The organism is Halorubrum xinjiangense (assembly GCF_049604745.1).
Taxonomy (GTDB): Archaea; Halobacteriota; Halobacteria; order Halobacteriales; family Haloferacaceae; genus Halorubrum; species Halorubrum xinjiangense_A.
In genome coordinates this window covers 1,174,997-1,201,210 of the sequence record NZ_CP187140.1, presented here as the reverse complement: position 1 = coordinate 1,201,210, position 26,214 = coordinate 1,174,997, and the positions used below count along the sequence as shown (strand labels likewise).

At 66.7% G+C, this 26,214-nt stretch carries 24 protein-coding genes and 1 tRNA gene; 9 read left to right on the top strand and 16 right to left on the bottom strand.

The genetic code is table 11. The features are described 5' to 3' along the window. Nucleotides 1-64: 64 nt before the first annotated feature. Nucleotides 65-1,561: an AIPR family protein gene (locus ACOZ35_RS07095; protein ID WP_424015698.1), complete on the top strand. Its 1,497-nt coding sequence runs from the start codon at nucleotides 65-67 to the stop codon at nucleotides 1,559-1,561. Nucleotides 1,562-1,861: 300 nt separating this feature from the next. Here the strand turns inward: ACOZ35_RS07095 and ACOZ35_RS07090 are convergent, their stop codons facing one another. Beyond that, nucleotides 1,862-2,275: a type IV pilin gene (locus tag ACOZ35_RS07090; protein WP_424015697.1), complete on the bottom strand. Its 414-nt coding sequence runs from the start codon at nucleotides 2,273-2,275 to the stop codon at nucleotides 1,862-1,864. A gap of 304 nt (nucleotides 2,276-2,579) precedes the next feature. Between ACOZ35_RS07090 and ACOZ35_RS07085 the strand changes: the two genes are divergently transcribed. Then, on the top strand, nucleotides 2,580-4,091 hold the full coding sequence (locus ACOZ35_RS07085) for a replication factor C large subunit (protein WP_424015696.1): 1,512 nt from the start codon (nucleotides 2,580-2,582) through the stop codon (nucleotides 4,089-4,091). Between the two features lie 133 nt (nucleotides 4,092-4,224). On the opposite strand, the gene ACOZ35_RS07080 is transcribed toward ACOZ35_RS07085, so the two are convergent. Then, nucleotides 4,225-5,352 (bottom strand): sensor histidine kinase, encoded by a 1,128-nt coding sequence (locus ACOZ35_RS07080; protein WP_424015695.1) that lies wholly within the window; start codon nucleotides 5,350-5,352, stop codon nucleotides 4,225-4,227. A gap of 145 nt (nucleotides 5,353-5,497) precedes the next feature. On the opposite strand from ACOZ35_RS07080, the gene ACOZ35_RS07075 reads away from it, so the two are divergent. After that, nucleotides 5,498-6,574, top strand: coding sequence for a zinc-dependent alcohol dehydrogenase family protein (locus tag ACOZ35_RS07075; protein ID WP_424015694.1), 1,077 nt, complete (start codon nucleotides 5,498-5,500; stop codon nucleotides 6,572-6,574). A gap of 3 nt (nucleotides 6,575-6,577) precedes the next feature. Here the strand turns inward: ACOZ35_RS07075 and ACOZ35_RS07070 are convergent, their stop codons facing one another. The 5 genes from ACOZ35_RS07070 to ACOZ35_RS07050 form a co-directional block, all read right to left on the bottom strand. After that, on the bottom strand, nucleotides 6,578-7,504 hold the full coding sequence (locus tag ACOZ35_RS07070; RefSeq protein ID WP_424015693.1) for an amino acid ABC transporter permease: 927 nt from the start codon (nucleotides 7,502-7,504) through the stop codon (nucleotides 6,578-6,580). Further along, a complete protein-coding gene (locus tag ACOZ35_RS07065) occupies nucleotides 7,504-8,250 on the bottom strand; it encodes an amino acid ABC transporter ATP-binding protein (protein WP_424015692.1) in 747 nt (248 codons plus the stop codon). Before ACOZ35_RS07065 ends, ACOZ35_RS07070 begins: the two co-directional genes overlap by 1 nt. Next, nucleotides 8,247-9,077, bottom strand: a complete 831-nt coding sequence (locus ACOZ35_RS07060) for an amino acid ABC transporter permease (RefSeq protein ID WP_424015691.1) — start codon at nucleotides 9,075-9,077, stop codon at nucleotides 8,247-8,249. The genes ACOZ35_RS07065 and ACOZ35_RS07060 overlap by 4 nt, the downstream gene beginning before the upstream one ends. A 1-nt stretch (nucleotide 9,078) precedes the next feature. Beyond that, nucleotides 9,079-9,882 (bottom strand): basic amino acid ABC transporter substrate-binding protein, encoded by an 804-nt coding sequence (locus ACOZ35_RS07055; RefSeq protein ID WP_424015690.1) that lies wholly within the window; start codon nucleotides 9,880-9,882, stop codon nucleotides 9,079-9,081. Nucleotides 9,883-10,004: 122 nt separating this feature from the next. After that, complete coding sequence (locus ACOZ35_RS07050; protein WP_424016046.1) at nucleotides 10,005-10,844, bottom strand: COX15/CtaA family protein; 840 nt, start codon at nucleotides 10,842-10,844, stop codon at nucleotides 10,005-10,007. A gap of 304 nt (nucleotides 10,845-11,148) precedes the next feature. Here ACOZ35_RS07050 and ACOZ35_RS07045 point away from each other — a divergent pair, with 304 nt between their 5' ends. After that, the gene (locus ACOZ35_RS07045) at nucleotides 11,149-12,651 is read left to right on the top strand and encodes an MATE family efflux transporter (RefSeq protein WP_424015689.1); all 1,503 of its coding nucleotides are present in this window, start codon (nucleotides 11,149-11,151) and stop codon (nucleotides 12,649-12,651) included. 81 nt (nucleotides 12,652-12,732) lie between these two features. Here the strand turns inward: ACOZ35_RS07045 and ACOZ35_RS07040 are convergent, their stop codons facing one another. Then, nucleotides 12,733-13,188 carry a DUF5814 domain-containing protein gene (locus tag ACOZ35_RS07040; RefSeq protein ID WP_424015688.1) on the bottom strand — a complete coding sequence of 152 codons (456 nt, stop codon included), beginning with the start codon at nucleotides 13,186-13,188 and terminating at the stop codon, nucleotides 12,733-12,735. Nucleotides 13,189-13,348: 160 nt separating this feature from the next. Here ACOZ35_RS07040 and ACOZ35_RS07035 point away from each other — a divergent pair. Together ACOZ35_RS07035 and ACOZ35_RS07030 are read left to right on the top strand one after the other, a co-directional pair. Then, nucleotides 13,349-13,421, top strand: a tRNA-His gene (locus ACOZ35_RS07035). Between the two features lie 315 nt (nucleotides 13,422-13,736). Next, on the top strand, nucleotides 13,737-14,165 hold the full coding sequence (locus tag ACOZ35_RS07030; RefSeq protein ID WP_424015687.1) for an ester cyclase: 429 nt from the start codon (nucleotides 13,737-13,739) through the stop codon (nucleotides 14,163-14,165). A 102-nt stretch (nucleotides 14,166-14,267) separates the two neighbouring features. Here the strand turns inward: ACOZ35_RS07030 and ACOZ35_RS07025 are convergent, their stop codons facing one another. The 3 genes from ACOZ35_RS07025 to ACOZ35_RS07015 all read right to left on the bottom strand — a co-directional run bounded on the left by ACOZ35_RS07025 (nucleotide 14,268) and on the right by ACOZ35_RS07015 (nucleotide 17,217). Next, nucleotides 14,268-15,002: an MBL fold metallo-hydrolase gene (locus tag ACOZ35_RS07025; protein ID WP_424015686.1), complete on the bottom strand. Its 735-nt coding sequence runs from the start codon at nucleotides 15,000-15,002 to the stop codon at nucleotides 14,268-14,270. Nucleotides 15,003-15,080: 78 nt separating this feature from the next. Further along, nucleotides 15,081-16,820: a histidine kinase N-terminal 7TM domain-containing protein gene (locus ACOZ35_RS07020; protein ID WP_424015685.1), complete on the bottom strand. Its 1,740-nt coding sequence runs from the start codon at nucleotides 16,818-16,820 to the stop codon at nucleotides 15,081-15,083. A gap of 190 nt (nucleotides 16,821-17,010) precedes the next feature. After that, the gene (locus ACOZ35_RS07015; RefSeq protein WP_424015684.1) at nucleotides 17,011-17,217 is read right to left on the bottom strand and encodes a hypothetical protein; all 207 of its coding nucleotides are present in this window, start codon (nucleotides 17,215-17,217) and stop codon (nucleotides 17,011-17,013) included. A 115-nt stretch (nucleotides 17,218-17,332) separates the two neighbouring features. Between ACOZ35_RS07015 and ACOZ35_RS07010 the strand changes: the two genes are divergently transcribed. Next, nucleotides 17,333-17,455, top strand: coding sequence for a hypothetical protein (locus ACOZ35_RS07010; RefSeq protein ID WP_424015683.1), 123 nt, complete (start codon nucleotides 17,333-17,335; stop codon nucleotides 17,453-17,455). Then, entirely contained in the window at nucleotides 17,452-18,534 is a 1,083-nt protein-coding gene (locus ACOZ35_RS07005) for a hypothetical protein (protein ID WP_424015682.1), read from the top strand. Before ACOZ35_RS07010 ends, ACOZ35_RS07005 begins: the two co-directional genes overlap by 4 nt. A 162-nt stretch (nucleotides 18,535-18,696) precedes the next feature. Here ACOZ35_RS07005 and ACOZ35_RS07000 read toward each other — a convergent pair whose 3' ends face one another. From ACOZ35_RS07000 to ACOZ35_RS06985, 4 genes are all read right to left on the bottom strand, one after another. Continuing rightward, a complete protein-coding gene (locus tag ACOZ35_RS07000) occupies nucleotides 18,697-19,587 on the bottom strand; it encodes a mechanosensitive ion channel family protein (protein ID WP_424015681.1) in 891 nt (296 codons plus the stop codon). Between the two features lie 203 nt (nucleotides 19,588-19,790). Further along, on the bottom strand, nucleotides 19,791-20,159 hold the full coding sequence (locus ACOZ35_RS06995; protein WP_424015680.1) for a DUF5615 family PIN-like protein: 369 nt from the start codon (nucleotides 20,157-20,159) through the stop codon (nucleotides 19,791-19,793). Further along, the gene (locus ACOZ35_RS06990) at nucleotides 20,137-20,430 is read right to left on the bottom strand and encodes a DUF433 domain-containing protein (protein ID WP_424015679.1); all 294 of its coding nucleotides are present in this window, start codon (nucleotides 20,428-20,430) and stop codon (nucleotides 20,137-20,139) included. The genes ACOZ35_RS06995 and ACOZ35_RS06990 overlap by 23 nt, the downstream gene beginning before the upstream one ends. Nucleotides 20,431-20,737: 307 nt before the next feature. Further along, entirely contained in the window at nucleotides 20,738-22,420 is a 1,683-nt protein-coding gene (locus ACOZ35_RS06985; protein ID WP_424015678.1) for a Na+/H+ antiporter NhaC family protein, read from the bottom strand. 164 nt (nucleotides 22,421-22,584) lie between these two features. Between ACOZ35_RS06985 and asd the strand changes: the two genes are divergently transcribed. Continuing rightward, nucleotides 22,585-23,631, top strand: coding sequence for an aspartate-semialdehyde dehydrogenase (asd, locus tag ACOZ35_RS06980; RefSeq protein WP_424015677.1), 1,047 nt, complete (start codon nucleotides 22,585-22,587; stop codon nucleotides 23,629-23,631). A 544-nt stretch (nucleotides 23,632-24,175) separates the two neighbouring features. Here asd and ACOZ35_RS06975 read toward each other — a convergent pair. Continuing rightward, the gene (locus tag ACOZ35_RS06975) at nucleotides 24,176-26,161 is read right to left on the bottom strand and encodes a 3-hydroxyacyl-CoA dehydrogenase NAD-binding domain-containing protein (RefSeq protein WP_424015676.1); all 1,986 of its coding nucleotides are present in this window, start codon (nucleotides 26,159-26,161) and stop codon (nucleotides 24,176-24,178) included. Between the last annotated feature and the right edge of the window lie 53 nt (nucleotides 26,162-26,214).

Below are 26,214 nucleotides of genomic sequence, written 5' to 3'. Positions count from 1 at the left end.
AACCGGATATATCAAATCTCGTAGCCTCACAATTATACCTATTACCTACGAACCACTGAATATCATGGCTGAATCATCAGGCACATCTCCTATTGACGCCCAATCGGCGCCTCTTGATGATGTTCAGATGCCGTACCTAGCCCACGAAGAAGCTGACTTTGGAGGGTACGGAGGTAAGTATACCATCCACCATTTCTATTTCCAGTGTAAAAAAGTAGGTCAAAAACCAATTCAGTTCCCTCTTGATGCCAATCCACGCCATCCTGAGAGAAATGCACAAGTAGGCGCAATGCGGGATACACTTCAGAACGATCCTGAGGATTTTGTCAACCGTAATAATGGTATTGTAATGCTAGCCTCTGAGGTCGATGTTGACGGAGGAATAGCCAGTGATGAGGCTGAAGGAACTGCTCACTTTCGCTTCGGAGAAGGTGAAGGCATCTGTAATGGTGGCCATACGCTGTTAGCTATTCAGGATCATGGTGATCACCCGAGGGCAGTGGTCCATGTTGAAGTCATTGAACTGAACGGTATTGATTCGAAAAGTACATCTCGGCGTCAAGAAATCAGCAAAATCGCTGACGCCAGAAATAACAACAACCAACTTCAGGAGCGGTCGGAAGCGAACTTCCTAGGTTATTACGATCAGTACAAGTCTGAGTTACTAAACGATACCATTGTAAACTGGCATGAAGGTGACCCACATGCGGTTGATAATGCGATTAACGCCTACCAGTTCTTCCGATTATTAAAATCTCTTGATGTTAATGAATTTGGACACCCATTGTATGATGAACGTGGTAAGAATCACAGTCAACTAGCAACAAGCGTTTCCCGAGTACACCGGCGTTGGAAAGAATCAATGGATGAATGGAAGAGTGGCGAAGGAATTGATAAAAATCGTCCATTGCGGTATTTGACACCACTAACTAACGACATAATATTCATTCGTGAAATGGTGTCACACCATCTCAAATACTTTGATTACGGACCTGGAATGCGTAAAAAGACGCTTTTTCAAAAGTACATCAAAAGCGACCTACGGGATCTTTTTATTAAATCATTTGATCATAACGATGGATATGATCTTCCTAATCCGGTTGAGGTATTATTCACCGGCCTGTTCAGAACTAACCTGTATGTTTCAGAGTCTGAAACAGGTTCGTCTGAATTAGTAGGATGGTTTAGAGATTTGGAGAAACTATGGGACCAACGTAGCAAGGCAGTGCTGAACTCACTTCACGGAAATTTCAAGGATAACGGAGACGATCCAAAAGACTTCATAAGGGCAAGCGCGCCATTCAGCAACGATCTATACATTCATGGAATGAGTGATTCAGTAGATGAATCCCCAGATATTGTATACCAAATTGGTGAAGAGGACAAAGTAAGATACGAACGAGTTGAAAATAATGATGAAGCAAGTCATGAATTGACGGTATATGAAGATCCCAGCAAGCCTGATGAATTAGCTGCGGTCAGCGGTGATATATCTGCGACCCCGATGAAACAGGTAGATTTGTCCGAGGTTTACCACTACACGACAAACAACAAGTTGTAGATATTGATTAGTGGTTAAATTTTCAGAACCCTGCTCACTCTCCCGGTCGCGTAGCATGAGGCGGCCGCGGACCCGGCTCAGGAACGTCGAGTCCGGGATCGACTCCCTCGCTCAAATACAGGCGGCCCCACCTCGTGATTGACCAGTAGATTTCCACGCGACCGAACTCGATATCGCGGTCTTCGCGCTCAACGAGTTCGATATCGACTAGCACGAACGAGCAGTTCAACACCGACGCTATTGAATGCTAGTGTTCAACAAAAATAAAAATACAACAGCGATGATAACCGGGCTATGCGATTAGCTAAAGTCCCACGTGTCCTCGAAGATCGCACTTCCGCTCGGGTCGTGGATGATCCGAACCGTAGCCTCTTCGCTCGGGAGACTGATTCCTGAAATACTGGCATTTCTCTGTTCTCCACTTTGCCAGTCACCACTTCCGAAGTCGCCTCCCCTCTGGCCATCGACCGAGACCACGAGATCCGATCCTTCGATCGACTGACCGCCGGTTTTGGTTACGTTGATGACCGACCCATTCTCGCCGTCGATCTCGAAGCTCGCCTGCGGCGCGGTGTCGCCTAACTGATCGCCGAGTCCGAGGACGAACGTCCCGATGACGGCCGCCAGGATGACTGTGATCGCGACCATCAGGATGACCCCGATAACGGGGCTCACCGCGCGGTCGTCCGTGTTGGATTGGGTGCGTGGTTTCATGATTGAACCCAGCGGTTCACCGCGGAACGGGAACTGAGAGCCTCGTGTGCCATGGGTGAGTGGCCCGCAGGTCCGTTCCGATCGGTTGCTGGTTATAAATAAAGATGCGGACCGGACTTATGTACTTAATGGGACGAATATCAGCGCCGAAAATTGAGCGCGTAGCCCCGCCTACTCGAGACATCGTCTCGAAACCCCCAACTCGAACGTCGGTTCGGGGAAGTAGCGTCGGGTGTCTGGATCGCGCGATCACCTCGGGCACCGCTCCGCAACCACTAAACGCGGCTCGCTCCTTGCTCCGGTAATGGCCGACTGGACGGAGAAGTACCGCCCGAGCACGCTCTCGGAGGTGCGCGGCAACGACAAGGCCCGCGACGCGTTCGCGGAGTGGGCCCGCTCGTGGGACGACCACCGCGAGGCGGTCGTCCTCCACGGGAGCCCGGGCGTCGGGAAGACGAGCGCGGCGCACGCGCTCGCGAACGACATGGGGTGGGAGACCGTCGAGCTCAACGCCTCCGACCAGCGCACCGCCGACGTCATCGAGCGCTTCGCGGGGCGGGCCGCGCGCAACGCCACCCTCGGCGGGAGCGCGGCCGGCGGCGGCGCGGCCGGCGGCGACACCGCCTCGCGCCAGCTCGTCATCTTAGACGAGGCCGACAACATCCACGGCAACTACGACCGCGGCGGCGCGAGCGCGATCACGAAGCTGGTGAAGGAGTCGGGCCAGCCCATCGTGCTCATCGCCAACGACTTCTACGACATGTCGCGCGGGCTCCGGAACGCGACCCAGGAGATCGAGTTCCGCGACGTCTCCGCGCGCTCCATCGTCCCGGTCCTCCGCGACGTCTGCCGCAAGGAGGGGATCGAGTTCGAGTCCGACGCCCTCCAGCAGATCGCAGAGGGGAACCGCGGCGACCTCCGCGGCGCGATAAACGACCTCCAAGCCGCGACGCAGGGACGTGACTCGATCACGGTCGAGGACGTGGTCACCGGCGACCGCGACAAGGCGCTGGGGCTGTTCCCATTCCTCGACGCGGTCCTCAAAGAGGAGTCCGCCGAGGAGGCGCTCCAGTCGGCGTACGCCGTCGACGAGACGCCAGACGACCTCTCGCGGTGGATCGAGAACAACCTCCTCGACGTGTACGAGCCGGCGGAGGCGGTCCGTGCGTACGACTTCCTCGCGAACGCGGACGTGTGGCTCGGCCGCGTGCGCGCCACGCAGAACTACTCCTACTGGCGCTACGCGACCGACAACGCGGCCGCGGGCGTCGCGGCCGCCCGCGACGGCGAGAAGGGCGGGTGGACGCGGTACGGCCGCCCGCAGTTCTGGTCGTCGTCGGACGCGACCGCGGACGAGGTGGTCGGCAAGATCGCGGCCGCGAGCGGCTGTAGCGTCGCGACCGCCCGACGCGAGGTGTTGCCGTTCCTCGAGGCCATCACCCACCACTGTAAACCCCGCGAGCTGACTGTCGCGATGGCGGCGGCCTACGACCTCGACGAGGAAGGCGTCGCCTTCGTTACCGGCTCCGGCGAGTCGACGAACAAGGTGGCCTCGATCGTCGAGGACGCGCGGGCCCGGCGCGATGAGCTGATCGAGGAGCACGCCGACGGCGCCTTCGCGTTCGACGGCCCGGACCGCGGTGACGACGCGGGCGACGCGGACGCCGCCGCCGAGGGTTCCGCCGCGGACGGCTCCGAAGCGGACTCCGCCGAGACTGGCCGCGACGACCCCGCGGACGATCAAGACACCGACGACGCGGCCGCGGGCGACGACGACGCGGGCGACGATCAGGCCGGATTGAACGACTTCATGTGACTCGCTTCCGGTCGCGCGGCGCGGTGCGTCCCTAGCGGTCGCGGTCGGCCCCTTCTCTTCGGACGGCGCTCCGTCCGGCACCCCGTTTGTCGGGCTGTGACGCAGTACAGGACGAGCGTTCCGGCTGGGGCGGTCAGACGCCGCGAGTCGGACTCGCCTCGCCTTCCGCCGGCTCCGCGGTTTCGATCGGCTCGTCGCAGACGAACTCGAACCGAGCACCGCCGTCCCGGCTCCGGGCCGCCGAGACCGTCCAGCCGTGGGCCTCCGCGATCCGCTCGACTATCGCCAGTCCGAAGCCGGTGCCGCCGGGGGCGGTCGTGTGCCCCGGCTCGAAGACGGCCTCCCGCTGGTCCGGGTCGATCCCCGGGCCGTCGTCCGCGACGTAGAACCCGTCGTCCGTCCGGCCGACGCGGACGCGGACCGCGGCGTCTCCCGCGGCGCACTCTCCCGGCGACTCTTCGCGCGTCGAGAACGTGCCGGACGCGACGCGGTCTCCGGACCCGCTCCCGGCCGGGTCCGAGCCGGGGAGGGCGTCGACGTCCTCCGGCGTCCCGTGTTCGAGGGCGTTCCGGAAGAGGTTCTCGAGGGCCTGCCGGAGCCTGTCGGCGTCGCACGGCACCGTCCCGAGCGGGTCGTCGACGACGAGGGCGGCGTCCGCGCGCTCACCGATGGTCTCCCACGCGCTCTCGACGACCGACCGCAGGTCCGTCGGCTCGGCGGACTGGACCGTCTCCCCCTCCCGCGCCAGCGTCAGCAGTTCGCCGATGAGGTCGTCCATCCGGTCGAGCGCGTCGAGGGCTCGGTCCAATCGCTCGGCCGACGCGTCCTCGTCGAGTTCGGCGGCCAGTTCGATGTTCCCGACTGCGACGGAGAGGGGGTTCCGGAGGTCGTGCGAGACGACGCTCGCGAACTCCTCTAACCGCTCCCGCTGTTGCTCCAGTCGCCGTCGGCGCTGAACGCGTTCGTCCGCCAGAAAGAGGTACCCCACCACGTCGCCGTCGTCCGTCACTCGCCCTCGCTCGTGGACCCACCGCGGCTCCCCGTCGGCAGCGACCCGATACACGACGTCGACGGGGTCGTCGTCGAGCGCCTCGCGGAGCCGGTCGCGGTCCTCGCCGGCGACACAGTCGAGCCAGCCGCCCTCCGGCCGCTCCGGCGCGTCGAGCCGCGGCTCGTCGGCCGCCTCGATCACGAACCGAGAGGGATCCCCCTCGGGGCGGCGGTAGGCGATCCCGGGGCGCCGTTCCATCGCTCGCGACACGTGTCAACGAGGCTACTCGGCCGGCATAAACCTTACTCGCCTATCACTTGTCTGACTCTGAGATCAAGTCGAAAAAACGCGAAATAATCGTCGCGCGGACAAGGCCGCCGAGAGACCTTTGTCGCGCCCGCTGATGGATCGGCGTATGCGCGCTGCGATCCTCCGGGAGTACGGCGAGCCGCTTGCGGTCCGAGAACTTCCCGACCCCGAGCCGGCCCCCGACGGCGCCGTCGTCCGCGTCGACGCCTGCGGCGTCTGCCGCAGCGACTGGCACGCGTGGGCGGGCCACGGCGAGTGGGCGGACGACCGCGTCCCGCGCGGGCAGGTCCTCGGCCACGAGCCGGCCGGCGAGGTGGTCGCGGTCGGCGACGAGGTCGACCGGTTCCGCTCGGGGGACCGCGTGGTCGTCCCCTTCTCGCTCGGCGACGGCACCTGCCCACACTGCCGCCGCGGGGCCGGCAACGTCTGCGAGGACGGGCGCGCGCTGGGGTTCGAGGCCGCCGCGCCGGGCGCGTTCGCGGAGCGAGTGGCCGTTCCGGCCGCCGACTACAACCTCGTCGAGCGTCCCGAGTGGCTCGGCGCGACCGCGGCCGCGGCGCTCGGCTGTCGGTACATGACGGCCTACCACGCCCTCGCCGAGCGGACGACCGTCGGCGGGGGCGACGCCGTCGCCGTCCACGGTTGCGGCGGCGTCGGGCTCTCCGCGGTCCAGATCGCGGCGGCGCTCGGCGCGCGCGTGATCGCGGTCGACGTCGACGACGACGCACTCGCGCTCGCGGCCGAGTTCGGCGCGGCCGAGACCGTGAATCCGGAGTCACTGCCGGAGAAGAGTTCGGTCCCCGAGCGGATCCGCGCCCTCACCGACGGCGGCGCCGACGTCTCGCTCGACGCTCTGGGGATCGCGGAGACCTGCCGCAACTCCGTCCGGTCGCTGCGGCCGCGGGGCACGCACGTTCAGGTCGGGCTCACGACGGACGCCGAGCGCGGCGAGGTGTCGCTGCCGACGGACTGGATGACCCGGTGGGAGATCTCCTTTGTCGGCTCGCGCGGGATGCCGCCGACGAGCTATCCGGACCTGTTCGCGCTGATCGAGGCGACGGGGATCGATCCCGGTGAATTGGTCGCCCGTGAGCTGTCGCTGTCGGACGTCTCGGACCGGCTCGCCGCGATGGACGAGTACGAGGTGAAGGGGGTCGAGGTCGTCACCGAGTTCGAGGGGTGACCGTCACCGCTCCCGGTTCGCGCCGAGCCCGGGGATCGCGACCCGGGCGTCGACGCGCTCCATGAACTTCGACGCCGTGAGCACCAGCGCGAGGTACATCGCGCCGAGCAGGAGGAAGACGGCCGTGTACCGGAAGGTGTCGGTCGCGACCTGATTGGCCCGGTAGTACAGCTCCGGGACCGTGATGAAGCCCGCGAGCGACGAGTACTTGATCAGGTAGACGAACTCGTTCGTCCACGAGGGGATCGCGTACCGGAGCGCCTGCGGGAGCACCACGTAGTAGATCGACTCGATCTTCGAGAGGCCGATCGCTCTCCCCGCGGTGATCTGCCCCTCGTCGACGCTCTCGACCGCGCCACGGATGTATTCGGCCTGGTAGGCGGCCCCGTTCAGCGTGAACCCTAAGATTGCGACCCACACCACGTCGCGCGGAAACACCCCCGACAGCGCCGCCGGCACGGCCGCCGCGAGATTCAGCCCGTAGTAGAGGACGAACAGCTGCGCGAGCAGGGGCGTGCCGCGCAACAGCTCGGTGTATCCCAGCGAGAGCCACGCCGAGGCGCGGCCGTACACCCGCGCGACAGCCAGCGGCACGGCGATGAAGAAGCCGCAGACGAGACTCACGCCGGTGATGACCACGGTGAGCCACGTCCCCTCGGCGAGGACGGGCGTGAGTTCGACCACGAACGCGGCGTCGGCCGCCACCGCGGCGAGCCCCGGCACCGCGGCGAACGCGCTCTCGACGGCGTCCGGCGAGACGAACGGCTCGCCGACCGGGGCGATCACGCCGCCGAGCCATCGGTTGACCCAGCTGACGACGAGCCAGCCCCAGAACAGCGCGCCGGCGGCGACGAGGAGGACCCTCCCCGCGGACGGGTCCGCGTCGGCCACGCGCTCGCCCACCGTCTGCGGTCGCGTCGCCCCCGCCATCACTCGTGGCTCGCGATGCGTTCGAGGAAGCGGCCGGTCCGCTCTTTCTCGGGCTGTTCGAACAGCTGCTCCGGCGGGCCGCGCTCGACGACCCGGCCGTCGTCTAAGAACACGACCTCGTCGGCGACCGCCCGCGCGAAGCTCATCTCGTGGGTGACGACGAGCATCGTCATCCCCTCGTCGATCAGAGCGCGCATCACCTCCAACACCTCGCCGATGAGCTCGGGGTCGAGCGCGCTCGTCGGCTCGTCGAACAGCATGAGCTTCGGCTCCATCGCCAGCGCGCGGGCGATCCCCACGCGCTGCTGTTGGCCGCCGGACAGCTCCGCCGGGTACGAGTCGAACTGGTCGCCGAGGCCGACGCGCTCCAGCTGCGCCGCGGCCCGTTCGCGGGCCTCGTCCTCGGAGAGCCCGAGGACGCGACGGGGTCCGAGCGCGACGTTTCCGACCGCGCTCAGGTGCGCGAACAGGTTGAAGCTCTGGAACACCATGCCGACCTCCCGACGGAGCTTGTTGACGTCGGTCTCGGGCGAGAGCACCTCCTCGCCGTCGAGGGTGATCGAGCCCTCCTGGGCCTCCGCGAGCCGATTGACGCAGCGCAGCAATGTCGACTTCCCGGAGCCGGACGGGCCGATCAGCACGGTCACGTCGCCCCGGTCCATCTCGAAGGAGACCTCGTCGAGCACCTGCTCGTCGCCGTACCACTTCGAGACGTCGCTCACCCGGAGGAAGTCGCTGTCAGTCACGCCGACTCCCCCTCCGGGATCGCGTAGTGCGTGCCGAGGTAATCGAGCGCACGGTTCGTCGTGAACGTGAGGACGAAGTAGATACCACTGATGAACAGGATGACTTCGAGGACCGCGGTCGTCTCCTGCGTGAACAGGTCGTACCCGCGGGTGAGAAGCTCCGCGAGCCCGATCGCGAAGACGATGCTCGTGTCCTTCAACACGATGGTGAACTCGTTTTGGAACCCCGGGATCGACCGCCGAAGCGCCTGCGGCACGACGACGTACCGGATCGCTTCGAACTTCGAGAGCCCGACGGATCGGCCCGCCTCCAGCTGGCCGTCGTCGACGCTCGACAGGGATGCTCGGAATATCTGCGACTGGTACGCCGCGCTCCGCAGCCCCAGTCCCAAGATGCCCGCCGAGACCGCCGGTGAGATCGACCCGACGCCGGTGTTCACCTGCGGGATACCGATCACGAAGTACATCACGAGGAGGATGACGACGATCGGCGTTCCGCGGAGGACGACGCCGACGGTGCTCACGAGCCGCTTCGGGAGCCCCTCGCCGTACACCTCCACCGCGCCGGCGGGGAAGCCGACGAGGAACCCGAGCAGGATCGACGCGACGGTGAGCCCGACCGTCAGCAGGACGCCGCCGGCCAGGTAGTCGACGTTCCGAACGACGAACCACCAGTCGGCGGGATCGCCGACCAGCCACCAGTCGAACGACCCGATCGCGGACCCGACGACGTCGGCCGTCAGCGGCGTCTCGCCGGAGGCGGCACTCGACGCGAGAGCGCCGAGGCTATCGGACGCGTCGAGCGCGAGGGGCCCCGCGACCGACATCCTACTCCTGCCCGAACCAGGTGTTGGTTATCTCCTGGTACGTCCCGTCGTCTTGGACGGTCGCCAGCCCGTCGTTGAGCGCGGACTGGAACTCGGACTCGTTCTGTCGGATCCCGAAGCCGAACTGCTCGCCCGTCTCCTCGACGAACGCGATCGTCACGTCGCGGTTCGCGGCGAACGTCTCCGCGACGGGGTTGTCGACGACGACCGCGTCGATGTTCCCGTTCGAGAGGTCCTCGACCGCGAGGACGTAGCTGTCGTACGTCGAGAAGCTGTCCTCCGAGATGATCTCCTCGCTGACGAGGTTCGACTCCACCTCGTCGGCGCCGGTCGTCCCCGACTGCGCGCCAACGCGCGTGCCCTCGAAATCCGCCCATCCCGACGGCTGGAAGTCACCGCCCTCGCGCACGAGGATCGCCTGGTCGGACTCCCAGTAGGGGTCCGAGAAGGCGATCGTCTCCTGCCGCTCCTCGCTGATCGTCATCGCCGCCGCGATGACGTCGATCTCCTCGTTCTGCGTGAGCGCGGGAATGAGCCCGTCGAAGTCGAACGTGGCCCACTCGCCGAGCTCGTAGTCGGTCTCTTCGACGACCGCCTCGAGCAGGTCGATGTCGAACCCGACCAGCTCGCCGTCCTCCCGCATTTCAAACGGCGGGAATCCGGGCGCGGTTCCGGGCGTGATCGTCATGCTGCCCCCGCTCTCGCCGAGACAGCCGGCGACGCCGGTCAGTCCGACCGCGGCCGATCCGCCGGTCAGCTTCAGGTACGTCCGACGGCTCACGTCGGCTTGGGTGCGGCGTGTCATACCTGTGCGAGTACGGGGAACGATTTCAACCTTTCCTCCCTCGGGCAGGTTCACCCCGCCTCTGACGGTCCGACACCGACCCTGCCAAGGTGGTTAACAAAAATCCGACGGCGCGACGCCGGTCAGTCGCCGCCGATCGGGACCGAACCGTCGCGCATCCCTCCCGTCCCGCGGAGCGTCCACGCCGCGCCCGCCGCGAGCGCGACCGCGACCCCCAGCGCGACGAGGTTGATCTGCTGCCACGTCGTGGTGTACAACACGAGGTCGCGGCCGAGCAGCAGGGTCCCGACGAGCGCGGTCATCGATCCGGCGGCGAGCGCGCGCACGGTGGCGGCGGTGCCGGCGTCGAGGCCGTCGTATCCCCCTCGGACCGCCTCCGTCGCGTACGCGACCGTCGCGACGAGCCCGAGGTGCCCGGCGAGCCCGGTGATATAAAAGGCGGCCTGTGCGGGCGGCGCGTAGGTGAGGAACGGCACCGCCCGCGAGAAGACCGCGCTGGCGACGATGCCCGCGACCGCGATCCCCGCGGCCGTGCGGAGCAGCCGCGAGTTCCCACGGCCGCCGCCCCAGATCGTCGCCAACCCGAGCAGCGTGAAGATGGTCAGCGCCACGATCAGGTGCGCGGCGTGGGTCGACACCGTGTATCCGCCGGGGACGAGCCCGCCGAGGGTGACGGTGATCGCGCCGACGGTGATCTGGAGCGGTAAGATTGCGACCGCCAGCGTCGCCGCCAGCTTCGTCCGGCGCTCGAACCCCGATCCGAACCACGTCCACCCCGCGACGCCGATGATGAGGAAGCCGGTGATCATCGCCCACGCCCGGTGGAACCACTCGATGAAGTCGGGATTGATCGTCAGCGTCGGGATGAGCTGGTCGGAACACAGCGGCCACTGGGCCTGACACGCCAGCCCGGAGCCGGTCGCCGCGGTGTAGACGCCGAGCGAGAAGAGGACGAGCGTCATCCCCGTCGTCGCCGCCGCGTATCGCCTGAACGTTAGCCACGCGGGCCGAAGACTCATTGGCCGATTTCGGGCGCGCGCGTACTTAGACCGTTCGGCCGCTCTTCGCCCGCGGGAAGCGGGCGCCGCGGGCCGCCGGCTTCCGAACGTTTTTGACTGACCAGTCAGTCAGTTTCGGTAGGTACCGAATGGACGACACGGATCGACCGATCCCCGACGCCGCGCACAGTTCCCTCCCCCAAGGCGACGCCGCGTACGGCCGCTTCCACGACCGCGACGCCGCGAGCCTCTCGGAGGCGATCCGCTGATGGGGCTCCGCGACTCGATCGACTCGCTATTTAAGGGGGCCGACGAGCTGGACCTCACCTCGGGCGACATCGGGTGGCCGCTGTTCTTCCTCTCTTTGCCGATCGTCGTCCAGAACCTCTTTCAGGTGTTGTACAACCTAGCCGACACCTTCTGGCTCGGCCGATACAGCACCGAGGCGCTGTCGGCGATCACGTTCGCGTTCCCGATCGTCTTCCTGATGATCTCGCTGGCGCTCGGCGTCTCCGTCGCAGGGAGCGTCCTCGTCGCTCAACACACCGGGGCCGGCAACCCGGACCGCGCCGCCTACGCCGCCTCGCAGACGATGGCGTACGCGGCCGTCATCTCCGTCGTGCTGGGCGTGCTGGGCTACGTCTTCGTCGACGACGTCACCGCGCTGCTCGGCGTGAACGAGACGGTCGCGCCGCTCGTCGTCGAGTATATGCGCGTCTACGCCGTCGGCCTGTTCGCCGTCTTCGGCTTCGCGGTGTTCATGGCGCTGATGCGTGGCTACGGCGACACGGTGACCCCGATGTACGTCATGGCCGGCTCGGTGGTCCTCAACATCCTTCTCGACCCGATCTTCATCTTCGGCTTCGACGCGAACCCCCTGTTCGGCTTCCTCGGACTCAGTGGGCTGGAGGCCGCGGCGCTCGACGCGACGGGATTCACCGGCTGGGGGATCGCCGGCGCCGCGATCGCGACCGTGGGCTCACGGGCACTCGCGCTCCTTGTCGGGCTCCAGATCATGTTCTGCGGCGACCGAGGGGTTCAGATCCGGCTCTCGGAGATGGTCCCGGACCTCGAGTTCGGCAAGACCGTTCTCGGTATCGGCCTGCCGGCCTCCGCCGAGGGCGCGGCCCGGTCGGTGTCGATCACCGCGCTCCTCGTCGTGGTCGCGAACTTCCCGAACGCGGTCAGCGGGGCGTACGGCATCGGCACGCGGATCTTCTCCGTGATCTTCCTGCCGGCGCTCGCCGTCTCGCAGGGGATCGAGACGATGACGGGACAGAACATCGGCGCGGAGGAGCTGGACCGCGCCGCCGAGACGAACCACTTCGGCGCGCGCGCCATGCTCGTCCTGCTCACGCTCGGCGGCGGGATCATCGTCCTCGCCGCGCGGCCGATCGCCGCCGTCTTCTCCCCCGATCCGGCAGTCGTCGACCACGCGACGACGTTCCTCCGCGTGAGCGGCCTCTCCTTCGGGTTTATCGGCGTCATGCGCGCGTACACCGGCGGCTTCCGCGGCGCGGGTCACACGATGATCGCGGCCGTCATCTCGCTCGTCACGCTCGGCTTCGTCCGCCTGCCGGTCGCGTGGGTCGCCGCCGGCTCGCTCGGCGCGATGGGGCTGTGGATCGCCTTCCCCATCTCAAACGTCGTCGGCGGCGTCGTCGCGTACCTCTGGTTTAAACGCGACACCTGGCGCGACGGGAATCTAACCGAGGAGGACGCTCCCGTCGAAGAGATCGGGTCCGGAGTCGCCTCGCCGGACAACGACTGACCCGGGCAGCGGCGTCGGTGAACAGGGAGCGCGGTCGTCGATCAGGGGTCGACGAGCGACCGCGGCGACCCCTTCCAGTCGCTATCCTGAGAGCTCTCGCTTTGCCTTCCGCGCCCGCTCGGACATCTCGCTGTTGCCGTCGACGTCCGCGAGCGTCTCGACGGCCTCCAGATTCCGCACCGCGTCGTCGAGGAAGGAGAGCACGTCGCCGGTGTACGCGTACACCATGTAATCGTCGGTCATCACGTCGACGATGGCCTGCGGGCCGAGCCCCTCGGCGCGCAGTTCGAGGACGTAGCGCATGAACTTCTCCTCGGGACAGCCGCAGTAGGGGTTCGAGTCGCAGTCGCAGTCGAGGAAGTCCTCGGCGAAGTCGAGGACGCGGTCGCGGGTCGTCTCGTCGAGCTTCGAGAGGCCGTCGCCGGTGAACAGCAGATCGAGGGTGGCGCCGGCGAACGCCCCCTTCGGGATGTTCGCCTCCAGCTGCGAGGCGAGCTGCCGGTGATTTTTCACGTAGATCTTGTCGGTGAAGGCCACAGTTACACCTTGATAGACCAGCCGCCCTCAAAAGCGACGCGGTGATCGGAGAAGCGAGCAGCGGCCCGCGCGGGCGCACTGTCCCGGACGGCATTCGATGCCACGCCCGTCCGGGAGTCGTAACCGTTATTTACCGAAGCGGGGTACTTTGCGACGCGTGTCCGGGTTAGGGTAGTGGACTATCCTTCAGCCTTGTGGAGGCTGAGACGCGGGTTCGATTCTCGCACCCGGACCTTTTCACGACGACTGTAAGGAGGAGTGACAAGGCCGGAAGGCGAGATTGAATCACGCGAGACGAGCGGAGCAAGTCTCGCTCGGGTTCGATTCTCGCACCCGGACCTTCTCGCGGCGAGCAACACCGCGAGCCGCGAGGCCCCGCAGAGAATCGAAGCAGGGAGACGCGGGCGAACGCGAGCGGAGCGACTAGTTCCCCACGGATGTCTCTCCGATAGCGTCGACCCAATGTCGAGTCTATTAGGCTCTCGACGATTGGTGGAAATTTCGGAATAGTAACAATAAACATCTGTCACGTGTACGTCCCCAACGAGATGTCGGACGACACGCTCGAAGAGCGGAAACAGCTCGTGCGGGAGGGAGTGGAGGCGATAAACGACGGTGACGCGGAGCGGCTCACAGAGCTTATCGCTGACGACGCGGTCATACACGGCCAAGGAGGCCGGGACGTCAGTGGAGTGAATCGGGTCGTCTCCGCGACCGTCGATACCGACGCGTTCCCCGATTCACATCTCGAGATCGAGGAGATGGTCGCCGAGGGAGACACGGTGGTCGTCCGGATGACCTTCACCGGCACCCACGAGGGCGACATGCACGGCGTTCCTCCGACCGGAGAAGCGATCGAAATTCGCGTGATGTCGATGTACCGAATCGAGGACGGTCAACTCGCCGAGGGGTGGTTCGTGGAAGACGATGCCGACACGCTGCGACAGCTCGGGCTCTGGCAGGAACTCACCGAGTGACTCGGGAGAGACAATCGAGCGGACGCGTTTCACAGCGATCCTCCCGGTCGTGCCCGCTATCGAATGCCTCCGGGATTCGTCGCCTTCGGCTACGTGGCGCGTTCACAAGTCGATCCGCTCGCCGTCTTCGGGAACCAGTACGCCCTCCGTCTCCGCTCTGAGCTCCTCTCGCGAGAGCAGACAGTGGTTGATCGCCTCCATGTGAACCACGGCGACGGCCGCGTCGGTTGCCTCGCGCACGGCCGCGACGTCGTCAACGCCCATCGTAATCGGCTCGCCTTGGTTGAACCGCGCCGCGCCGCCGTTGAGGACGACCGCGTCGGGGTCGAACCGGTCCAGCGTCTCCGCGACGGGCTCGTACCAGACCGTGTCGCCGGCGAGATACAGCGTCTCCTCGCCCTCGAAGACGAACCCGGAGACGGGGCCCATCCGCTCGGCCAGTTCCCCGTGTCCGTGACGGCCGGGCGTCCGGTGGAGCGTGACGCCGTCGAACGACGCTGTCTCCTCGACCGGCCGCACGTCGGTGAACCCATCCTCGACGAACGCGTCCGCCTCGGCCGGCTGGCAGAACAGGGGCACATCCGCGTCGAGCTCCGCTTTCGCCGCGTCGTCGAAGTGGTCCGGGTGGCGGTGGGTGACGACCACCGCGTCGTGCGTGAGATCGACGTCAGGCATCGGGACGAGCGGGTTGTTCCGGTCGTTCGGGGTGTTATCTATCGGGGGTAGCGCGCCCTGCGGCGCGAACAGCGGATCGACGAGGAAGGTCGTCTCGTCCACGGTCGCGAGGACCGTGGCGTTGCGAACGAGGGTGACGTCAACGCCGGCGTCAGTCGACATGTGCGTCCTACGGCGGGCTGCGAGTTGTGGCTTGCGACGGGAACGGCATCGGGCGCGGTTCTCGCGGCTCTCTCTTGGTTAGCGTTCCCGATCCGGTGCGGCGGTCGAGTGGGCTTCGGCGGCGGCGTCGTCGGTGGCGTCGACGGTGGAATCCGCCGGCGTGTCGCCGTCCGCCCTCGGGAGGTCGACGACGAAGACGGCGCCGCGCGGCTCGTTGTCCTCGACCCAGACGTCGCCGCCGAACTGCGCCGTCAGGATCGAGACGAGGTAGAGGCCGATCCCCGACCCGGAGCTGTCGATTCCCTTCTGGCCCTTCCCGAAGAGGTTCGGTCGGACCTCGTCCGGGACACCGGGGCCGTCGTCGGCGACGCGGACCCGAACGCGGTCCGCCGTGGCCTCCATCCCGACGGTCACCGTGGGCGTCTCGGTGTCGTTGTGCTGGACGGCGTTGTTCAACAGGTTCCGGAACACGGAGGTCAGCAGCTCGTTGGCGCGGACCGTGACCGACGGGAGGTCGCCGTCGACGACGAAGGTCGCCTCGGGGAACGAGTCGCGCGCCGCCCGGACCTCGCCGTGGAGCAGTTCGCCGAGACCGATCGGCTTCGTCTCCGGCGAGACGTCGGCGGCGAGCGAGTCGACGAAGTCGCGGGCGATCTCGGTGAGTTCGATGACGTGTTTCGACTTTCGCAACACGCGTTCGAGCGCGTCCCGGCCGTCGTCGTCGACGTGGTCCCGGAGCGTCTCGGCCCAGCCGTGGACCACCGCCATGTCGTTACGGATGTCGTGACGCACCACGCGGTTCAGGGCCTCGAGCTGTTCGGTCCGCTCCTCTAAGCGAATTCGGTACGTCTCTCGGTCGGTCACATCGTCGATCGCGAGCAGCTCGCCGCCCATCGCCCCGCCGGAGGTGAACGCGTTCCGAGTGACCCGATAGAACCGCTGGGCTTCCCCCTTGCCGACGCGGACGAGCCCGTCCTCCTCTCCGTCCGCCGCGAGATTCGGCAGGACCGACTCCAGGGGGTCGCCGACCGCGTCGCGCAGCTCCGGGAACAGGTCCCGAGCGGCCCGGTTGAAATCGCGGACACGGCCGGCCCGGTCCACGAAGATCGCGGCGGCGTCGCTCTCGGCGGCGAACTGGATCGCCTCGAACCGGCGGAAGTAGACGAACAGCGTCCCGAGCGCGAACAGCGCGACGCCCGGCGGCTCGTACATCAGCGGGAGGAGTCGCGAGGACGTGGCGCCGAAGACGGTTGCGACTGTCGGGATCCCGGTGAGGGCGACGAGCCCGATCAGCGGCCGGCTGTCGGTGCCCGTGTAGTAGAACTGCTCGAGGAGCATGAAGAAGCCGACGGCGATGAGGGCGTACGACAGGCCGAGCACCGCCCAGTAGAGGGGGCCGTGTTGGATCGCCAGATGGGGGAACGGCTCCGTCCGCCACGCCGTCGTGAAGTAGAGCCCGTGGAGCGGGTTCGTGACCTTCAGGAGGGCCGTCGCGGCGAAGACGCTGAGCGCGGCCTGCCGGTACGGCGCGCGTCGCGGCGACCGCCCCGTGTAGGCGGCACAGAAGTAGAGCCACGTCCCCACCGCCACCAGCGCGAAGACGAACCCGACGATGTAGAACCCGACTTTTGCCGCCGCGCCGGGCGCAACGAGGTACCCGACGTAACCGCCGGCCCAGAGGGTCACCGCGATCAGGAGCGCGACGAACCCCTCCCGCGTCTCGGCGTCTCGTATCCGCAGGGCCCGCGGCACGGCCGCGACGCACGCGACCGCGGCGGCCGCGAACACGGCCACGTGTGCGAGGAATATCGGGCTCATGCGTCGAACGTGGTGAATATCGGCGGGGACGTGGGATAACGGTTCGGAGATCTCATCGGCCTACCCGAAGATCCGCAGGAGGCGAGCACCATCGCGCCACCTCGGAGCGGACGAAGCGGGCGCCCTCAACCCGCGAGAGCCGCGGCTCGGACCACAGCGCCGCGACCAGCAACACCGTGAGCAGGGTCAGCTAGGCGAGCGTCTCGATCGCCGCGCCGCCGACCGCGAGCGGCCGGAGGAGCGACGCGATCCCCAAGATTCCGAGGACGTTGAACACGCTGCTCCCGACGACGTCCCCCACGGACATCCCGACGTGGCCCTGCCGCATCGTGACGATCGTCAGCCCGATCGTGAGTTCGCTGACGCCGAACCGGGCGGCCGGCGCTCTCGGAAGCATGCTCGTGCCCGTTCTCGAACGACGCTGTTGAAGCCGCTCCGACGGGCCGGCGCGTTGCGGTCGACGTCGTAACGCCCGCGTATTTATATGTCGCTCGCGAGTCATCCCGCCCGTTATGAACAGACGTGAGACGGCAACTCGACGAGGGCCGCTCCGGAGCGGCGCCGGGGTCGGCGACCGGGAGGCGGACGCGACGCACTACGTCGACGACCGCTCGGTGCGCGTCGAGCCCCGATGAGCGAAGACTCCGGGCCGGCGTCGACCGAAGCCGACGCGGCCGACGACGAGAGCGAGACGGACACCGCCGACACGATGCGCGAGCGAGCCGGCGAGAACCGCGTGAAGCTCTGGCTACTCCTCCGCGCGAACCGGCTCGTCGTCGCGGGGGTCCTGACGGTCGCCGTTTTCGTCGTGTTCGTCGCTGTCGCGGTCGTCTTCTCGCCGTCCCTTGCCGAGAAGGTCGGAGCGAGCGACCCGATCGAGACGCTGTTCGCCTCGATGATCACGGCGATCGTCACCGGGGCGACGCTCGTCGTCACGATCGGACAGCTCGTACTCACGCAGGAGAACGGCCCGCTCGGCGACCAACAGGACCGCATGGACGGCACGCTCGCGGTCCGGGACGACATCGCGGACCTGACCGGTGCGCCGACCCCCACGGACCCGGCCGCGTTCCTCGACGCGATCCTCGGCGCCGCGGCGGAGCGCGCCCGGGACCTCCGCGACTCGGTGTCCGATCAGGGCAGCGACGGCGACGGCGAGGGATCTGACCGCGCTGCGCTCCGCGATGACGTCGAAGACCTCGCCACGGGGGTCACGGAGAACGCCGACGCCGTGCGCGGGCAGCTCGACGGCGCCGAGTTCGGCTCCTTCGATGTCGTGTTCGCCGCGCTCAACTTCGACTACGGCCCGAAGATCGGCCGAATAGAGCGTCTCGCGGTCGAGCACGACGAGGCGCTCACCGACGACGAGCGGGACCTCCTCGGGGAACTGAAGGAGTCGCTGTCGCTGTTCGGTCCCGGCCGCGAGCACGTCAAGACGCTGTACTTCCAGTGGGCGCTTATCGACCTCTCGCGCCTCATCTTATACGCCGCGGTGCCGGCGCTGCTCGTCGCGGGCCTCGCCCTCGCGGCCGTCGACGTTGGCACGTTCCCGGGGCGCACCCTCGGCGTCGACCACGTGACGCTCGTCGTCGGGGGCGCGTTCGCGGTCACGCTGCTCCCGTTCTCGCTTTTCGTCTCCTACCTGCTCCGGGTCCTCACCCTCGCGAAGCGCACGCTGGCGATCGGACCGCTGGTGTTGCGGGACTCGGAGTAGCCGACGCCCCGTGCTTTCGGCGAGTCGGCACCCTCGTCCGCGGCACCCTCGTCCGCAGCACCCTCGTCCGCGGCACCCTCGTCCGTGAGGCCGTCGGCGCGCGTCCACGGTCGGCGGCGGCCTGTCGGGGAAGCACCCGACCGGGTCGCCAAAACCCCGAGGTCACTGACCGGAGGCGTTCGGTGCGTCGGCCCTCCGGTCCGTCACGCTGAGCCCCCCGGAGAGCAGCTGCGCGGACGGCGGAGCGAGGGTGATGCCCTCCTCGTCGAAGCGCCGCTTCACCAGTCGGCGGAAGTCCGACCGAATCGTCGGTGTGTCCCTGTTGCCCGGGTCGTCGATCCAGAACTCCGCCTGTATCGTGATCGCGTTCTCGCCGAGTTCGACGATGCGCGCGTCCGGCGCCGGCTCGTCGAGCACCGGATCGAGGGACGTGACGACCTGCTGTAGCTCCAACAGCGCCCGTTCGGTGTCCTCGTAGTAGGCGACGAACACCTGTTCCGTGAGCCGATACCGGTCCCGCCCGTAAGGCCGGGTGATCGCGTTGGCGGTGAGCTCGGTGTTGGGGACCGAGACCGTTTCGTTGTCCGGCGTTCGGACGCGGGTGACGCGGAAGTCGACCGCCTCGATCGTCCCGCTCCCGCCCGGCCACTCGATCCAGTCGCCGACGTTGAAGTCCGGGTCGGCGACGAGGAACATCCCGCTGACGAGCGACCCGAACACCTGCTGCCCGGCGATGCCGAGGGCGAACGTGAGCGCCGCGATGATGACCGCCGACTCGGAGAGTATCCGTCCGTAGCCGGCTGCGATGATCCCTGTCAGGACCGCGAACCCGATCAGAATCACTCGAAGGTACGTCTTCGTCGCCGTCTCGATCGTGGGATTGTTGCGATTCCGCGATCTGACGGCCTGGGTCGCGAGCGGGATGAGGACGAGCTGGCTTACGAGGTAGACGACGCCGAACCCCACCGTGAACCAGAACAGCTCCGAGAGCACCTGGTTGTACGCCGCGAGGAGGTCCGTCAGCCACCCCGGGAGAGCGATCTGACCGGTCATACACCGATCTGGGTGACGCAGTACGTAAAAACCCGACACCGACCCACCTGACACACCGTCGGCTCGCGGACTCCGCGCATCGTCGTCGCTCACGGACGGTTCGAACTGTCGCCCCTGACACTACCGGACGAAAATCCCAGTAGGCCCGGTGAAAGTGTATCAACCGATTTTAAGGTCTCAAAAGCCGCAAAGAACACATCTGATCAAACCCACGGATCGAGTTCTTCTCGCCCACCGAACGCATCTCGGGTCGGGTACGTATCGACCATCGTACTAAGGCCAGCCGCAACCCGGTACGCCGGCATCGTATCGTCGTAGAGGAGGACGATGCCTGCGTGGGCATCTGGCGGTAGTCCACCGAAGTCTTTCACGTCACTCGTTACGGTGATCAGTTGGTGTTCCCGCGCGTACGGTAGGACATCCGCTTCGTCATCGGCTCCCTGCCAGAGCGCGTCACGTACGTGCTCGGCGTGGATTCCTTCTTTCTCCAGGTACGTCGCCGTCTTCGGATCGATGTTCTCGTCGAGAAGGAAGCGCCACTCGGCCATCTCAGGCGGCGTCTGGGTCGACACCTTCGGGACGATCGATCGACTCGCGGAAGTCCGCTATCGCGTCTTCGCGCTCCCGTTCGGCCTCACGTATCTCTCGCGGGTGGTCGTGATAGTAGGCAAGCGCGTGATAGACGTCGGCAACGTCGAGATCGTATCGATCGGCGACCGCCTCGGGGTCCTCATCGCGCTCTTCGACGAGGGCGTACACCTGACGGACGCTGATTCGACGCCCCCGAATATGGGGTTCGGCCATCAGATCGCGTTCGATCCGGCGCGATTCTCTCTCGGACATACGTCGATATTGCGACTACTCCCGCAAAAACATACTGTCGGCTGGACTGCGGAGACACCGATTTCCGTGAAATATCGCCCGCGACACTAACGACCGGTCTCATCTCCGGCGGCGTGCCGCGTCGACCGGGAAACCCTCGTGGCGGGCGGTCGCCTGCGCGGCGACGGGCGGGTCGCGTCAGCGACCGATGTGACGCGCCTGGGTTCTCCGCGCTGTCATCGCTCCCATCGGGGAGTACTCGGGCGGGGACTAATGGCGCGCGACTGCGGGTAGCCGGCGAGCGCGGTTAAAATATCTGGTCGGCCGCTCAGTCCTTCTCGCTACCGGCGACGACCACGCGCTCTCCGTCGTCTGTCTGTTGCTCGGAGACCGAGACGGGGTCGATCCCGCGGCGGTTGGCATCGAACTCCGAGAGGAGGTAGACGAGCGCGACGAGCGTCAGCACGCCGACCGGAAGCAGCACGAACGGCGTGACTCCGAGGAACCCCCACACGAGCAGCAGCGCCACCGAGACCAGTCCGACCGTGACCGCGTAGTAGATCTGCGTGCGGACGTGGTCGATGAGGTCCGCGCCGGTGAACGTCGCGGACAGCACCGTCGTGTCGGAGATGGGTGAGCTGTGGTCGCCGAAGATCGCCCCGGAGAAGATGACGCCGACCATCACCGCGACGAGGGTGTGCCCCTCGGCGCCGCCCCCGGTGACCTCCCAGGCGATGGGGACCGCGATGGGCGTCATGATCCCCATCGTCCCCCAGGAGGTCCCGGTCGAGAAGGCGATGAAGCCTGCGACCACCATCACGAGCGCCGGGAGGACGGGCTCGGGGACCGTCCCGACCGTCGCCTCGGCGACGTACTGGCCCGTCTCCAACGCGGAGATGACCTCGCCGATGCCCCACGCGAGCACGAGGATGGACACCGCGGTGAGCATGATCCCGAACCCGTCGACGGTGTACTCCGTCGCGTCGCCGAACCCGAAGACGCGGTAGACCTTCCCGAGGACGAACCCGGACAGCACCATGCCGAACGCGCCGATCATCAGCGCCGTCGCGAAGTCCGCGTTGATGACTGCCTCCCAGAGGCGGTCGCCCGCGCTCCCGAACTCGGCCGCGAGGAAGTTGGCGAGGAAGCCCGTCGGCGCGAAGCCGCCGGACCAGAACGCCGTCGCGACCGTGACGGCGATCAGGACCGCGACCGGCGCGAAGAAGTTGATCAGCCGCGGCGTCGACGCCGGCGGCTCGCCCAGCTCGCCGGCGACGTCCTGCATCGGCTCTGCGCCCTCGCGGGTGACCTTCCCGGTCGTCCACGACCGGTGTTCGGCCGTCAGCATCTCGCCGTAGTCGCGGCCCCACAACACGACGATGGCGACCATCGCGATCGCGAGGATCGCGTACATGTTGAACGGGATCGAGGAGAGGAACACCTCGAAGGTGCTGGGTCGGTTCGCCTCGGCGACGCCCGCCTCCGCGTATCCCTCGTCGATCAGCGACAGCTGGAACGCGACCCACGAGGAGATGCCCAGCGTGGCGACGGGCGCGGCGGTAGAGTCGACGATGTACGAGAGCTTCTCGCGGGAGATTCGGAGCTGGTCGGAGACGTCCTTCATCGCCGAGCCGACGATGGCGGTGTTGGCGTAGTCGTCGAAGAAGAGGACGATCCCGAGGACCCACGCCGCCAGCCCCGCCTTGCGCTGCGTGTCGAGGCGTTCGATCGCCCAGTCGCGGATCGCGTAGGTCCCGCCGAGGTTCCACACCATGGCCACCCCGGAGCCGAGCAGCAGCGTGAACACGAGGATCGTCGCCTGGAACCCCTCGTCGGCGATGATCGCTGCGACGATCCAGTCGAACGTCTGGACGATACCGAGCCCGCCCGTGTAGATCACGGCCCCCGACCAGATGCCGAGGAACAGCGAGAGGATCGCCTTGCGGGTGACGATCGCCAGCGCGATGGCGAGCAGCGGCGGGACGATCGAGAGCGCTCCGAACTCGGACATGGCGTGCGAGTACCACGCACCCATATTTAAAAGGTGTCACCGAGGGACGGAGAACGCACGACTGCGACCGGATCGAGCCGACCCGCGAGCGCGATTCCGACCGCGACCGGCGGTATCGACGCCTATCCGAACGCACTTACGTCCCTGTCACCGACCCACGCGCAATGTCAGTCCGAGTCGGCATCCTCGGCGCGACGGGCGCCGTGGGCCAGCGATTCATCCAGTTGCTCGACGACCACCCGACCTTCGACCTCGCCGCGGTCACGGCGAGTTCGGAGAGCGCGGGCGAGACCTACCGCGAGGCGGCCAAGTGGCGCGTCGACACGCCCATCCCGGACGACGTCGCCGAGATGGAGGTCGCGGAGACGACGCCCGCGGGGGTCGCGGACGACGACGTTGACCTCCTCTTCTCCTCGCTGCCCTCGGGCGTCGCGGCCGAGGTCGAGCCCGAATTCTTGGAGGAAGGCTACGTCGTCTCCTCGAACTCCTCGAACGACCGGATGGCGGCGGACGTGCCGCTCACCATCCCGGAGATCAACCCCGACCACCTCGATCTGATCGAGGTCCAGCGCGACGAGCGCGGCTGGGACGGCGCCCTCGTCAAGAACCCGAACTGCTCGACGATCACGATGGTGCCGACGCTCGCCGCCATCGACGAGTTCGGCCTGGAAAGCGTCCGCGTCTCGACGCTTCAGGCCGTCTCGGGCGCCGGCTACTCCGGCGTCACCTCGATGGAGATCATCGACAACGCCATCCCGCACATCGGCGGCGAGGAGGAGAAGATGGAGACGGAGTCGCGGAAGCTGCTCGGCGAGTTCGACGGCGCCGAGGTCGCGCTCCACGACGCCGACGTGGCCGCGTCCTGTAACCGGATCCCCACGCTCGACGGCCACCTGGAGAACGTCTTCGCCGAGTTCGCCGACGACCCCTCCCCCGAGGACCTCCGCGAGGCGATGCGCTCGTTCGAGGGCGCCGGCGACCTCCCGAGCTCCCCCGACCAGCTCATCAAGGTGTTCGGCGAGGACGAGCCCGAGCGCCCGCAGCCCCGCCTCGACCGCACGTACGCGGACGGGATGGGGATCGTCGCCGGCGGCGTCCAGTCGACGGACGCCGGCACGAAGTACAACTGCCTCGCGCACAACACGATCCGCGGCGCGGCCGGCGCCTCCCTGCTCAACGGCGAGCTGCTCGTCGAGGAAGGCTACGTCTAAGCGTCGAACTACTCGGCGGTCATCCAGCCCAGCGACCGCGACTGTTTTTAAATAACCAGCAGCGACTGGACCGTAGATCGGAATCTCGATTTTCCCAGTGGCGCGTGCCGGTGAGCGGCCGCAGGCCGCGAACCGCACGCGCGAGGGAGTCGGGCGGCCGGAGCGAAGCGGAGGCCGGCCGACGAGGCTGGGGAGGTGTGAGGTGCGGTGCTGTGCGGGGCGGGACTCGAAGGGGCAGCCGGGAGGGCGGGGCAGGCGACGCAAGCACTGGAAGGAGCGAACGAAGTGAGCGACTGAAGCGCGTGGTTCGAGAGAGCGGAACTCTCTCGTCATCCCGAAAATCTTCGATTTTCGGTCGACAGCGAGCGTGCGCCGCCCTCCCGGCTGGGGCTTTGGAGGTGTTCGCCGTTGATCAGTTGCCACATTCGTATGGCCGAGCGGCTGGGGCGCCGGTGGTGTTCGTTGCCACTCTGCGAGTAATCACTTATAAATAAGCGGTCGATGAGGTGACCGTCCCCACTACCACGACCGATCCGCTCGCGTATTACTTCCCTTCGAACTCGGGCTCGCCGTCGCCCATGAACGCCGTGACGCCCTCCATGAGGTCGTCGGTGTTCATCACGTGGCCGAAGCCCATCGCCTCGACTTCCAGCCCGGCCTCGTTGTCCGTCCGACCGGCGTGTATCGCGCGCTTCGTGTACTTCTGGGCGATCGGCGGGCCGCCCGCGAGCTGCTCGGCCAGCTCGCGCGCCCGCTCGTCGAGCTCGTCGTCCGGCACGACCTCGTTGACGAAGTCGTAGTCGGCCATCGTCTCCGCGTCGTAGCGGTCGGCGGTGAGGATGATCTCCTTCGCGCGTCCCTCGCCGACGATCCGGGCGAGCCGCTGCGTGCCGCCCCACCCCGGGAGCAGGCCGAGGTCGAGTTCGGGCTGACCGAGCTCGGAGCGCTCGGAGGCGATCCGCATGTCCGCGGCCGTCGCGAGCTCCATCCCGCCGCCGAGGCAGTAGCCGTCGATGGCGGCGACCACGGGCTTGTCCGACTCCTCAAACTTGCCGAACGTCTGCTGGCCCTGTCGGGAGAGCTCGACGGCGTGGATCGGGTCGGCGCCGCCCGCGGCCATGCTCTGGACGTCCGCGCCCGCGGAGAAGGCGCGGTCGCCCGCGCCGGAGAGGAGGATGGCCCGAACCTCGTCGTCGGCGTCGAGGCGGTCGATCGCCTCGGCGAGCTCGTCGAGCACCTCGCCGCTGATCGTGTTCATCCGGTGCGGGCGGTCGATCTCGACGTGGCCGACCCGGTCCTCGACGCTGACGTTCAGCACCTCGTAGTCGGGGCCGCCGTCGGCGTCGCCGCTCCCAGCGCCCGCGCCGCCGCGGAAGCCGCCGGATTCGGCGGCCTCGCGCAGGTAGTCGGTCGCCTCGTAGCGCGCTTCACCGGTCTCTTCCGCGAGCGCGTCGAGCGTCTCGACCAAGGTGTCAAGCCCCTCCTCGTCCGCGAGCTTGGCCGGGCCGTCGGGGAAGCCCGCACCGAGCTTCACCGCCTCGTCGATGTCGTCGGCGTCGGCCACGTCGTTGCCGATGAGGCCGGCCGTCTCGTTGGCCATCACCGCGAGCAGGCGGCGGCGGACGTCCGCGTCGATCGCGTCGCTCGGGATCTGGGCGCCGTCGCCGTCCTCGTAGTCGTAGAACCCCTTCCCGGTCTTCTTCCCGAGGTCCTCCGCTTCGACCTTCTCGCCGAGCAGCGGGCAGGGGCGGTAGGCGTCGCCGAGCACCTCGTGCATGTACTCCAACACGTGGTAGCCCACGTCGATGCCGACCTGGTCGGCGAGCTCGAACGAGCCCATCGGGAGGCCCATGTCGAACTTCGTCGTGGAGTCGACAGCCTCCATCGTCGCGTCGCCGGACTCGACGATCCACGCCGCCTCGTTCATCAGCGGGACGAGGATGCGGTTGACGATGAAGCCCGGGCTGTCCTTCCGGACGCGGACGGGGGTCTTCCCCATCGACTCCGCGAGCCCCTCGATCAGTTCGAGGGTGTCCTCGCTGGTGTGCTTCCCGGAGATGACCTCGACGAGGTCCATCCGCACCGGCGGGTTGAAGAAGTGCATGCCACAGAAGCGCTCGGGGCGGTCGGTGACCTCCGACAGCTCGGTGATAGAGAGGCTGGAGGTGTTGGTGACGAAGACGGCCTCGTCGGGCGCGTACTCGACGACCTCGTCGTACACGTCCTTCTTGATCGCCATCTTCTCCGGGACGACCTCGACGACGACGTCGGCGCCGTCGAGCGCCTCTTCGAGGTCGACGAACGCCTCGACGCGGTCGAGCGCGGCGTCCGCCTCCTCGTCGCCAATTCGGTCCTTCTCGGCGAGCTTGCCGAGCGACCACTCGATCTGGTCGTACCCGTTCTGGACGAGCTCGTCGTTGATGTCGCGGAGCGACACGTCGTAGCCGGCGAGCGCGGCCACTTCCGCGATGCCATGCCCCATGTTTCCGGCGCCGAGCACTGCCACGCGCTGAACGTCTTCGAGTTGCATACCAGAACGGTCGGAACCGTCATGGTTGAACGTTTTCATCTTCCAAACGCGAA